Annotated in this window: 10 protein-coding genes; all 10 read right to left on the bottom strand. The window is 62.2% G+C overall.

Features of this window, described 5'->3' with window-relative positions; translation table 11 throughout:
* Positions 1 to 111: 111 nt before the first annotated feature.
* Positions 112 to 783: a ribonuclease III gene (gene rnc / locus Q0J74_RS08030; protein WP_297213056.1), complete on the bottom strand. Its 672-nt coding sequence runs from the start codon at positions 781 to 783 to the stop codon at positions 112 to 114.
* A 66-nt stretch (positions 784 to 849) separates the two neighbouring features.
* Entirely contained in the window at positions 850 to 1,083 is a 234-nt protein-coding gene (gene acpP, locus Q0J74_RS08025; RefSeq protein WP_297213054.1) for an acyl carrier protein, read from the bottom strand.
* Between the two features lie 295 nt (positions 1,084 to 1,378).
* Complete coding sequence (plsX, locus tag Q0J74_RS08020; protein WP_297213051.1) at positions 1,379 to 2,416, bottom strand: phosphate acyltransferase PlsX; 1,038 nt, start codon at positions 2,414 to 2,416, stop codon at positions 1,379 to 1,381.
* A gap of 11 nt (positions 2,417 to 2,427) precedes the next feature.
* Entirely contained in the window at positions 2,428 to 2,571 is a 144-nt protein-coding gene (locus tag Q0J74_RS08015) for a hypothetical protein (RefSeq protein WP_297213050.1), read from the bottom strand.
* 141 nt (positions 2,572 to 2,712) lie between these two features.
* The gene (gene trmFO, locus Q0J74_RS08010; RefSeq protein WP_297213048.1) at positions 2,713 to 4,017 is read right to left on the bottom strand and encodes a methylenetetrahydrofolate--tRNA-(uracil(54)-C(5))-methyltransferase (FADH(2)-oxidizing) TrmFO; all 1,305 of its coding nucleotides are present in this window, start codon (positions 4,015 to 4,017) and stop codon (positions 2,713 to 2,715) included.
* A gap of 47 nt (positions 4,018 to 4,064) precedes the next feature.
* On the bottom strand, positions 4,065 to 6,341 hold the full coding sequence (gene topA / locus Q0J74_RS08005) for a type I DNA topoisomerase (RefSeq protein WP_297213045.1): 2,277 nt from the start codon (positions 6,339 to 6,341) through the stop codon (positions 4,065 to 4,067).
* A gap of 14 nt (positions 6,342 to 6,355) precedes the next feature.
* A complete protein-coding gene (gene dprA / locus Q0J74_RS08000) occupies positions 6,356 to 7,597 on the bottom strand; it encodes a DNA-processing protein DprA (protein ID WP_297213043.1) in 1,242 nt (413 codons plus the stop codon).
* A 19-nt stretch (positions 7,598 to 7,616) separates the two neighbouring features.
* The gene (locus tag Q0J74_RS07995) at positions 7,617 to 8,372 is read right to left on the bottom strand and encodes a TrmH family RNA methyltransferase (protein ID WP_297213041.1); all 756 of its coding nucleotides are present in this window, start codon (positions 8,370 to 8,372) and stop codon (positions 7,617 to 7,619) included.
* Positions 8,373 to 8,383: 11 nt separating this feature from the next.
* A complete protein-coding gene (locus Q0J74_RS07990) occupies positions 8,384 to 9,037 on the bottom strand; it encodes a potassium channel family protein (RefSeq protein WP_297213039.1) in 654 nt (217 codons plus the stop codon).
* A 29-nt stretch (positions 9,038 to 9,066) separates the two neighbouring features.
* Positions 9,067 to 10,449, bottom strand: a complete 1,383-nt coding sequence (locus Q0J74_RS07985) for a TrkH family potassium uptake protein (protein WP_297213037.1) — start codon at positions 10,447 to 10,449, stop codon at positions 9,067 to 9,069.
* Between the last annotated feature and the right edge of the window lie 640 nt (positions 10,450 to 11,089).

Raw genomic sequence — 11,089 nt, 5'->3', positions numbered from 1 at the left:
GCACCTCGCCGCAAACTTACTTTTGAATAAAATATTATATCAAGAGACAGGACACATTGCAAACCCTTTTCCGTGAAAACGGCCCGGAGGAACTCCCTCCGGGCCGGTCCGTCACCCTTTCAGCTTGTCAATGGCCGCCTTGGCGGCATTTTGCTCCGCCTCTTTTTTGCTGCGGCCCTGGCCCTGGCCGATGGGGGTGCCGTTCAGATCCACCTCCACCGAAAAGACCTTGGCGTGGTCGGGACCCTCTGCACCGATAAGCCGGTAACCCAGCACCTGGCCGCTCTCCCGCTGCACCAGTTCCTGGAGGGCAGTCTTGTAGTCCCGGCTGGCGCTTTTCTCCTCCTCCCGGTCCAGGATGAACCGCTGGATAATCTTCCGGGCCGAGCCGATACCGCCGTCCAGATAGACGGCCGCCAGCACCGCTTCCACCGCATCGGCCACAATGGAGGGCCGCTCCCGGCCGCCGCCGGCGTCCTCGCCCTTACCCAGCTTCAGATAGGCTCCCAGGTTCAGCTGCTGGGCCACCTCCACCAGGCTGCCCTCGCATACCAGTGCCGCCCGGGTGCGGGTCAGATCCCCCTCCGGCAGGTCGGGATGGGTGCGGTACAGATAGTCCGCTGTCACCATGCCCAGCACCGAGTCCCCCAAAAACTCCAGGCGTTCATTGCTCTGGGCGCCTTTGGCCTTGTTCTCGTTGGCGTAGGAGCTGTGGGTCAGGGCATTTTCCAGCAGCGCCCGGTTTGTGAAGCGGTAGCCCAGCTTTTCCTCCAGCGCTTCCATCGCTGTTCCTTCCTTTCAAAGCGGGAGCCCCGCCGCCGGCGGGGCTCCCCTGTCTTTCGGTCAGTTTCAGTCTTCCAGCTTGGATTTCAGATAATTGACCAGATCTCCCACCACGGAGATGCCGGACAAATCGTCCTCGTCCATGTTCTCCAGGCCAAATTCCTCTTCCACCGCCATAGTCAGCTCTACGATGTCCAGAGAATCGGCGCCTAAGTCCTCGAAGGAGGTGTCCATGGTGATGCTGTCCGCTTCCACACCAAACTGCTCGGCCAGCAGAGCGGCCATCTTCTCAAAAATCATGTTCATCTACTCCCGTCGTAACCGTCCTGTGACGGCTTGTTTGCACTATGATAATGTGTATGGAACAAATCCGCTGGATTTGTTCCATTGCAGGACTTTTTCCATTTGGGTAAAATTCCTGCACCGTTCAGCAGGGCGATCCTGTCCTGCTGAACATACCCATTGTCATAATGGCTAAATTCTTTTCAATTTGAAAAGAATTGCACGGCTACGCCGTGCGAATAAACCGCATCTCGGTTTATTCAGAAGACATTATGATAATAGGCAAGTTTCCACCGTCTGTCAATAGGTACGCTCAAATTTTTTCCATCTGCTCCGGCACCAGGCGCATGTGGTCAATATTTTCTACCAGATCGTCAATCATGCCGGAGGCGGCAAAGTCCCTGGCCTGGCGAATGGCGTTTTTAATAGCGTAGTCGTTGGAGGAGCCGTGGGCCTTGATGACCGGCTTGGAAATGCCGATGAGGGCGGTGCCTCCCACCTCTCCGGAGTCCATCATCTTCTTGAACTCCTTCAGCCCGCCGGACACCAGTACCGCCGCCAGTTTGGTGAAGGCGTTTTTCATAAACATGGCCTTGAGCTGTTTGGCCATAAAGCCGCCGGTTCCCTCCATGGTTTTGAGGAAAATGTTGCCGGAATAGCCGTCGGACACGATGACGTCCACCTGGCCGAACACCGCCTCCCGGGCCTCCACATTGCCTACAAAGTGGAGCCGGCCGGCCTTGTCCGCGTCGGTAAGCAGGGCGTGGGCCTCCCGCTGGAGGTCCGTTCCCTTGGAGGGCTCCGCCCCGATGTTCAGCAGGCCCACCTTGGGTTCCGGCCGCTTGAGCACCCGCTCGGCGTAGTAGGAGCCCATGAAGGCAAATTGCAGCAGGTACTCCGGGGTGCACTCGGAGGTGGCGCCGCAGTCAATGAGCACCGCCCCGCCGGCCCCCGTGGGTACCACCGGCGCCAGGGCCGCCCGGCGGATACCCCGCACCCGTTTCACCATCAGCGTGGCGGCAGAGAGCAGGGCGCCGGTGCTGCCGGCGGACACAAAGGCGTCCCCGTCGCCCCCCTTCAGCAGGTTGAGACCCACTGTCAGGGAGGAATCCTTCTTCTCCCGGAAGGCGGTGGCGGGGTTATCGCACATCTCCACCACCTCGGAGGCGTGGACAATCTCCAGGCCGGGGGGCAGATCGTCAATGCCGTCCTCTTTCAGGACCTTGAGGATCTCCTCCCCGCGGCCCACCAGGATAACCTCCACACCCAGTTCACGGACCGCGGCCAGAGCGCCCCGTACATTGGATACCGGCGCGTTGTCGCCGCCCATGGCATCTACAATGATCTTCATATGGTTCTCCTCTACTTTCTCTGTTCGTTCTCTTGAAAAAGGGGCTGGGGTTCGTCGGTCAGGCCCAGCAGATCGCCGGCCGACACATCCAAGGTAGTCAGGATCTCCAGCGCCCGTTTGGACAGCTCCGCGTTCTTATTCCGCTTGTTTCCCATGGAAACCATGTTTCCATGGGAAACCCATATTTCCATCTGCCCGGGCGAACTGAATTCGCCCGGCATCAAGATTTTGCTCCGCAAAATGCTTGGCGCCGCACAGCGGCGGGTTGCTTTCGCTCCCAGGCAAGCGGACACGCCTCATTCTATATCCAGCTCCGCCAGGATCTCCAGCGCCCGTTTAGACAGCTCCGCGTTCTTATTCCGCTTGCCTTTCACCCGGTAGCCCAGGGGCGGAATGAGGCCGAAATTCACATTCATGGGCTGGAAATCCACCACACTCTCGTCGCTGACATACAGCGCCAGGGCGCCGGTGGCGGTCTCCCGTGGGAAGTCCGCCGGGGGCTTTCCCTCCAGCCGCCGGGCCAGCTCCACCGCCGCCAAAAAGCCGGAGGCGGTGGACTCCACATAACCCTCCACCCCGGTAATCTGTCCGGCAAAGCACAGTCGGGGTTCCTTTCTCACCCGGTAGTACCGGTCCAGCAGCCGGGGAGAATCCAGGTAGGTGTTGCGGTGCATCACCCCGTAGCGGACAAACTCCGCATTGCGCAGGGCGGGAATCATGGAAAACACCCGCTTCTGCTCCGGCCATTTCAGGTGGGTCTGAAAGCCCACCAGGTTATAGATGCTGCCCTGGGCGTTATCCCGCCGCAGCTGCACCACGGCGAAGGGTTCCTTCCCCGTCTTGGGGTCCCGGAGGCCCCGGGGCTTCAGGGGACCGTAGCACAGGGTCTGCTTCCCCCGGCGGGCCATCACTTCCACCGGCATACAGCCCTCAAACACGTTTTTGTCCTCAAAGCCATGGACCTCTGCCTCCTGGGCGGTACACAGCGCCTGCCAAAAGGCGCCGTACTCCTCCTCCGTCATGGGACAGTTGACATAGTCCGGTGTCCCCTTATCGTACCGGGAGGCGAAGAAGGCGCTGTCCATGTCAATGCTGTCAAAGCTCACCAGAGGAGCGGCGGCGTCGTAGAAGTTGAGGCTCCGGCTCTCAGGGAAAAAGGCCCGGATGGCCTGGGCCAGGGGCTGGGAGGTAAGGGGACCGGAGGCCACGATAACCTGACCCTCCGCCGGGAGGGCGGTTACCTCCCCCTCCTCCACGGTGATGAGGGGGTGGCTCCTGATGCTTTCCGTAATGGCCTGGGCGAAGCCGTGGCGGTCCACCGCCAGGGCGCCTCCCGCTTCCACCCGGTGGGCGTCGGCACAGGAGAGGATCAGGGAGTCCATCCGCCGCAGCTCCTCCTTCAGCAGGCCCACCGCGTTTTCCAGCTGGTTGGAGCGCAGGGAGTTGGAGCACACCAGCTCCCCGAACCAGGGGGTGTGGTGGGCGGGAGTCATCTTTTCCGGCTTCATCTCCTTCAACAGCACGGGGATGCCCCGGCGGGCCAGCTGCCAGGCGGCCTCCGAGCCGGCCAGGCCCGCGCCGATGACGGTAACAGGTTCCATGATTTCTCCTTTGCATTTTGCATGGGGCGGGTGTGCTGTGCGCACCCCTATGATTTGGTGGTTTTCTTGGCGGTTGTCTTTTTGGCGGCGGGCTTTTTCGTCGCCGTCTTTTTTGCCGCGAGCTTTTTTGCTGCCGTCTTTTTGGCAGGCGTTTTCTCCTCAGGCGGAGTTCCCTCCGCCGGGGTCTCGGTGGTGGTCTTCTTTTTATAGCCCCGCTGGTCCTCGGGGAGGAAGTTGGGGCAATCGGGGTTGATGCAGAAGGGCTTCTTGTAGCCCCGGCCCGACTTCTTGAACAGGGTCTGTCCGCAGGATGGGCAGGTCTCCTTCACCGGCACGTCCCAGGTCATAAAGTCGCAGCGGCGGGCCTCATCCTTGTTGGTGTTGTTTTCACAGCCGTAGTAGGCAAAGCCCCGCTTGGAGGTCTTTTTCAGGATCTTACCCCCGCACTTGGGGCATTTGCCCGGCATTTCCACCACGATGGGCTGGGTGTGGTCGCACTCCGGCCAGCCGGGGCAGGCCAGAAACCGGCCGAACCGGCCCGACTTGAACACCAGGTTGCGGCCGCACTTGGGGCAGATGACGTCGGAAACCTCGTCGGGGACCTTGATGCGCTCCCCGTCCAGGTCGGTCTCCGCCTGCTTCAATTCCTTTTCAAAGCCGCCGTAGAACTGGGTAAGCAGGCTCTTCCAGTCCACCTTGCCCGTCTCCACCTCGTCCAGCTGCTCCTCCATGTTGGCGGTGAAGGCGGTGTCCACAATATCGGTGAATTTATCCTTCATCAGGCCGGTAACCACCTCCCCCAGGGGGGTGGGCCGGAGGTTCTTCCCCTCCTTCACCACATACTCCCTATCCAGGATGGTGGAGATGGTGGGGGCGTAGGTGGAGGGTCGGCCGATGCCCTTCTCCTCCAGGGCCTTGATGAGGGTGGCCTCGGTGTACCGACTGGGGGGCTGGGTGAAGTGCTGGTCGCTCTTCAGGTCCTTCAGCTCCACGCCCTCCCCCTCCCTCAAGTCGGGCAGGGGGGACTGAGCGGCCTCCTCCTCCTCGTCCTTCCCCTCCACATACACGGCGGTGTAACCGGAGAATTTCAGGGCGGAGTGGTTGGCCCGGAAGGTGTAGCCGGCGGAGCTCACCTCGATGGCCACGCTGTCATACACGGCGGAGGCCATCTGGCAGGCCAGAAACCGGCTCCAAATCAGCTTGTAGAGCTTGTACTGCTCCGCCGTCAAATCCTTCTTCACGTCCTCCGGCGTCAGGTACACGTTGGAGGGCCGGATGGCCTCGTGGGCGTCCTGGGCGCCGGACTTGGTCTTGTACACCCGGGTCTTGCCGGGATAGTAGTTCTGGCCGTACCGGGAGAGGATGAAGTCCCGGGCGGCGGCGGTGGCCTCCTCCGACAGGCGGAGGGAATCGGTACGCATATAGGTGATCAGGCCCACGGTACCCTCTCCGGCGATGTCCACGCCTTCATACAGCTGTTGGGCGATGGACATGGTGCGGCGGGGGGTCATGTTCAGCTTGCGGCTGGCCTCCTGCTGGAGGGTGGAGGTGATGAAGGGGGGCGCGGGGCTGCGCAGCTTATCCTGCCGTTTCACTCCGGTGACGGTGAAGGGGGCGGTACGCACCGCCTCCGCCACGGCGTCCACCTCGTCTCTGCTGTGGAGCTCCACCTTCTTCTCCCGGCCATAAAAGGCGGCCTTGAACTGGCCCAGGTTGGGGGCAATCCGGGCCAGATCGGCCTCCAGGGACCAGTACTCCTGGGGGACAAAGGCTCGGATCTCCTCCTCCCGCTCGCACACCAGGCGGGTGGCCACCGACTGCACCCGTCCGGCGGACAGGCCCCGGCGGATCTTCTTCCACAGCAGAGGGGAGATCTGGTAGCCCACAATGCGGTCCAGCACCCGGCGGGCCTGCTGGGCGTTGACCAGGTCCATATCGATGGGGCGGGGGTTGGCAATGGAGTCGTTGACCACCTTTTTGGTGATCTCGTTGAAGGTCACCCGATAGGTCTTGTCGTCGGGGATGCCCAGCATCTCCTTCAGATGCCAGGAGATGGCCTCCCCCTCCCGGTCCGGGTCGGTGGCCAGAAAGACCTTTTCGCTCTTTTTGGCGGCCTTCTTCAGGTCTGTGATAATCTCTTCCTTGCCCTTGATGGGCTGATAGTCCACGGTGAAGCCATGCTCCACATCCACGCCGATCTTGCTCTTGGGCAGGTCCCGGACGTGGCCCATGGAGGCCTTCACCTCATAGCCGGGACCCAGATATTTCCCAATGGTCTTGGCCTTCGCCGGAGACTCGACGATTACCAGATTCGATTTTGCCACAGTTTGTTACTCCTTTATTGGTCTTGTTCCAAACGGACGGCGGCACAGAAGCGCCGGCCCGGTAATTCCTGCAAATAGCCCTGGGCCTGCAGAATGGTCAGGGCGGTATTCACCCGCCGGGCGGGGATGTCAGTGCGGCCCACCAGCTCATCGGCGGTCAGCCTGCGCTCCGCCAGCAGGCGGAGAATGGCCCGCTGCTCATCTCCCAGGCGGTCCAGCTCCGCCCGGTCCAGCAGCGGCAGCTGCGCCTCCTCCGGCGTTTCCGGCCTGGGCACCTCCTCCGGCTCCGGCGGCGTCTCCCGGGCCGCCGAGGCGGGGTCGGGTGCCAGACGCCCCTCCGCCTCCTCTGCGGTGAGAGGCGGAGGAAAGGTCAGCTTTTGCGGGTACCGGCCGGTATATTCCCACAAGATGTCCCAGGCGGAGCGGATCAGCCGGGCCTCCCCCCGGGAGATCAGGTCGTTGGTCCCAACGCTCATAGGGGCGTCCGCCGGACCGGGGACGGCAAACACATCCCGGCCCTGGTCCAGGGCGTGGTGGGCGGTGATGAGAGCGCCGCTGCGCTCCCCCGCCTCCACCACCAGCACACCCAGGGACAGGCCGCTGAGGATTCGGTTGCGGACAGGGAACCGCCAGCCCTCCGGCCGGGTACCCGGCGGCGCCTCCGACAGGACCGCGCCGGCGGCCTGGATATCCTGGTACAGCCAGCGGTTGCAGGCGGGATAGACCACATCCACGCCCCCAGCCAGCACGGAGATCACCCGGCCTCCGCCCTGAAGGGCGCCCTTCAAAGCGGCGGCGTCAATTCCCTCCGCCAGGCCGGACACCACCACCGCCCCACTGCGGGCCAGCTCCATGGTAATCCGACCCGCCATGCTCTGCCCGTAGGGCGTACATCTCCGGCTGCCTACCACGCCCACGGCCACCTCTCCGTCCACCCGGGGCAGACTGCCTTTGCCGTAGAGGAGCAGCGGGTGATCGTCCATCTGTCCCAGCCGTTCGGGATAGGCGGCGTCCTGGCAGGTGAGCAGAAAGATGCCCTGCCGGTCACACTGCTCCAGAACCCGTTCCGCCCCATCCAGATTTTTGTCCAGCAGGGAACGGCTCAGCCGGGCGGGAAGGGAGAGCAGCTCATATTCTCCGGCGTCGGCGTAGTAGACCGCCTCCGCCGTGCCGAAATGCCGGAGCAGGCCCGCCGCCACCTCCGGTCGAATGCCCTCTCTGGTGGTCAGCCAAATCAGATAGGATATCGCCGCCACGGCCTCCTCCTTTCCGCGCTTAACGCCAGCCTTCCCACAATACCACCGCGGCGGCCACCGCGGCGTTGAGGGATTCGCAGCGTTCACTCATGGGAATGCGTACCGTCTGGTTGCAGGCGGCCAGAGCCGCCTGGCTCAGCCCCCGGCCCTCACTGCCGATGAGGAGCACGGCCCGGCTCAGGTCCGCCTGGCGCACATCCACCGTGTCCGGCCGCAGGGCGGTCCCCACCAGGGGCAGTTCCGCCCGTCTCAGCAGGGCGCACAGCTCCTCCAGGGTACAGCTCCACACCGGGCGGCGGAAGACCGCCCCCATGGAGGCGCGGAGGGTCTTGGGGCTGTACGGGTCGGCGCAGCCCCCCAGCAAAAACAGCCCGTCGGCCTCAAAGGCGTCGGCGGTGCGGAGGATGGTACCCACATTGCCCGGGTCCTGCACTCCCTCCAGGGCCAGATACCGCCCGCCCGGCAGGCGCTCCGGCAGAACGCTGGCCGGCCGCCGGGCGGAAAAAAGTACTCCCTGGGGGGTCTCCATGGGGCTGATGTAGGACATCAGTCCCTCCGGCACCTCCACCACCCGCACAGCTTGCGGCAGCTGGGGCAGCTCGGTCCCCCGGGTGTACACCACCGCGGTCAGTTCCGTCTGCCAGAGAAGGGCCTCCCGGAGCAGCTTGCTCCCGTCTCCCAGGTATTCTCCCGTCTTGGTCCGGTAGCCATGGGAGCTGCCCAGCTTCCGCAGGTGGACCATCAGGGGATTGGACCGGCTGGTAATCTGCTCCATGCCGGACCTCCTCACAGGTCCTGGAGCCGGTTCACATCCTCGGTCCGGCCCAGCGCTACCACCGTGTCCCCCGCTTCCATGCGGGTGTCCGGGCCGGGGGTGACGTTGAACTCCTCCATGCCTTTTTTCCGCACAGCAATGATATTTACCTTATACTTGGCCCGCACGTTCAGCTCCAGGATGGTCTTTCCCTGCCACTCCCGGGGAATCGCGGTTTCCACAATGCCGAAATCATCGCTGAGTTCAATAAAGTTGAGCACGTTGGAGCTGGACAGGCCCTGGGCCAGCTTGACTCCCATCTCATGCTCGGGAAATACCACCCGGTCGGCGCCGATTTTCTCCAGCACCTTCCGGTGGACGTGGCTCTGGGCCTTGCAGATCACCTGCCGGACCCCCAGCTCCTTCAGGTTCAGGGTAACCAGGGCGGAGGCGCCCACATCCACGCCCACCGCCACAATGGCGCAGTCGTAGTTGCGCACCCCCAGCGCCCGCAATACCGCCGGGTCCCGGGCATCCCCGGTGACGGCATGGGTGACCTTGTCGGCCACCTTCTCCACATTTTCCTCGGAGTCGTCCAGAGCCAGCACCTCGTGGCCCAGGGCGCTCAGTTCCATGGCCACCGCGCTGCCGAACCGGCCCAGGCCAATGACAACAAAGGTCTTCAATCCTCACACGTCCTTCCGGAACAAATCGCTCAGCCAATCATCACATTCATTTCAGGATATCGGATTTTGGCCCCTCTCCGGCTCCGGGTCATCAGGGCGATAGAGAAGGAGAGTACCCCCACCCGTCCGGTATACATCAGCAGGATGAGCAGACTCTGGGAGAAGGGGCTGAGGGTGGGAGTCAGGCCGGTGGTCAGTCCCACCGTTCCCATGGCGGAGGCCACTTCAAAGGCGCAGTCCAGATAGGGTAGACCCTCCGCGGTGGAAATCACCATAGAACCCACCAGAAACAGCAGCAGCATCACCAGCGCCAGGGTCATGGCGCTGAGTACCCGGCGGTAGGGGATGGTGCGGCCCCGGAAGGTCACCTGCTCCCGACCGGCCAGGCCGGAGCGGAGGGCCAGCAGCAGCACCGCCACCGTGGCGGTCTTCAGGCCGCCGGCGGTGGAGCCGGAGGAGCCGCCGATCAGCATGAGAATGGAGGAAAAGGCCTTGCTGCTGTCGCTCAGGTTGCCCTGGCCGATGGCGTCAAAGCCGGCCGTGCGCAGGGTGACGGACTGGAACAGGGCGTTGTACAGCTTCTGCCCCAGGGGCATCTCCCCCAAAACAGCGGGATTTCCGTATTCCTCCACGAAAAAGAAGGCCGTCCCTCCCAGCAGCAGCAGACCGGTCATCAGCAGCACCATTTTGCTGTATACCGACAGGCGGCGGAAGGAGCGCTTTTGCAGGATGTCCTCCCACACGAAAAAGCCCAGGCCTCCCACCACAATGAGGCAGGCAATGGTGAGCAGCACCGCCGGGTGGTCCTGATAGCCCGCCAGACTGGAAAAGGCGCCGAATTTTCCCCCCAGCAGGTCAAACCCCGCGTTGCAGAAGGCGGAGACGGCGTGGAACACCCCCCGCCAGATGCCTCCCGCCACCCCGAAATCGGGAATCATGCAGGCGGAGAGGATCACCGCCCCCACCCCCTCCATCAGGAAGGTCCCCATCAGGGCGTGGCGCACCATGCGCACCACCCCGTCCAGGTCGTTCAGGTTCAGGGTGGACACCATAATCAGCCGTTCGGACAGGCCGATGCGCCGGTGGAGGGCAAAGGACACCAGGGTAATCACCGTCATGAAGCCCAGTCCCCCCAGCTGGATCATGGCCAGGATGACCACCTGGCCGAACAGAGTCCACTGGGTCCAGGTGTCTGCCAGGATCAGACCGGTGACGCAGGTGGCCGAAGTGGCGGTAAACAGTCCGGTGAAAAATCCGGCGCTTTGCCCGTCCCGGGAGGCAATGGGCAAGGTAAGCAGCAGCGCTCCCACCAGGATAATGGCCGCGAAGGAACCCGCCACCACCCGGGTGGCGTTCATGCTCCGGCTGCGGATAAACATATCCCGCATCCAGAGTGCGATTCTTCTGATCACAATGGGACCTCCCTGCGCAGGGCCGTACCCCCTGCGCACCTGTGTTTTACGCAGAAAAGCATACCGAAGGAATTGAATTCCTCCGGTATGCCAGTTCTGATCAATCCAGGGGCTTCATGGTCGGGAACACCCCTCTGTCCTCTTCATGCGGATTCATCACGCCCCGTAAGGTTGAAAAAGTGCCATTTTTACGAGGTTTTTCTAACTTTTTGGATTCCATAGTGTGTCCTCCTGTGCCGTCTGGTTCGGGGCAAAAGTTGTAAAAAAGTTGTGGAAAGTTGTATTGGCACGAAATCGGCTCAATATCGGCTTCAAATTGGCACAGTAAATGGCTACATTGTTTTCAAAGACGCCATTGTAAAATTGCCCCATTTGCAGGAAAGCCTGTATGAGTCCCGCGCAGGATTATCTTGCGGATTCATACAGAAACAAGTATAGCATAAGCCTCAAAGATGTTCAAGTCAACGGTTTTTTCGTTGGCGAACTCAATTTCATACCTTATATATAAAAAGGAGAAAGCCATGCCAACCTATCAATTACAAATTAAACAGGTGGTGGACTATCCACGCTGCCGGATCTACCGGCAGTTTGTCCGCTTTCTGATGGAGGACCGGAGCATTCGCGTAAGCGGAGGCTCCGG

The organism is uncultured Flavonifractor sp., assembly GCF_944387675.1.
Classification (GTDB): domain Bacteria; phylum Bacillota; class Clostridia; order Oscillospirales; family Oscillospiraceae; genus Flavonifractor.
This window is presented reverse-complemented; position numbering and strand designations above follow the sequence as displayed.

What these genes read in the sequence shown, in the direction of transcription:
- rnc (WP_297213056.1), bottom strand. Translation starts at nt 783, where the DNA reads ATGGAAGCGCTGGAGGAAAAGCTGGGCTACCGCTTCACAAACCGGGCG.
- acpP (WP_297213054.1), bottom strand. Translation starts at nt 1,083, where the DNA reads ATGATTTTTGAGAAGATGGCCGCTCTGCTGGCCGAGCAGTTTGGTGTG.
- plsX (WP_297213051.1), bottom strand. Translation starts at nt 2,416, where the DNA reads ATGAAGATCATTGTAGATGCCATGGGCGGCGACAACGCGCCGGTATCC.
- Q0J74_RS08015 (WP_297213050.1), bottom strand. Translation starts at nt 2,571, where the DNA reads ATGGGAAACAAGCGGAATAAGAACGCGGAGCTGTCCAAACGGGCGCTG.
- trmFO (WP_297213048.1), bottom strand. Translation starts at nt 4,017, where the DNA reads ATGGAACCTGTTACCGTCATCGGCGCGGGCCTGGCCGGCTCGGAGGCC.
- Q0J74_RS07995 (WP_297213041.1), bottom strand. Translation starts at nt 8,372, where the DNA reads ATGGAGCAGATTACCAGCCGGTCCAATCCCCTGATGGTCCACCTGCGG.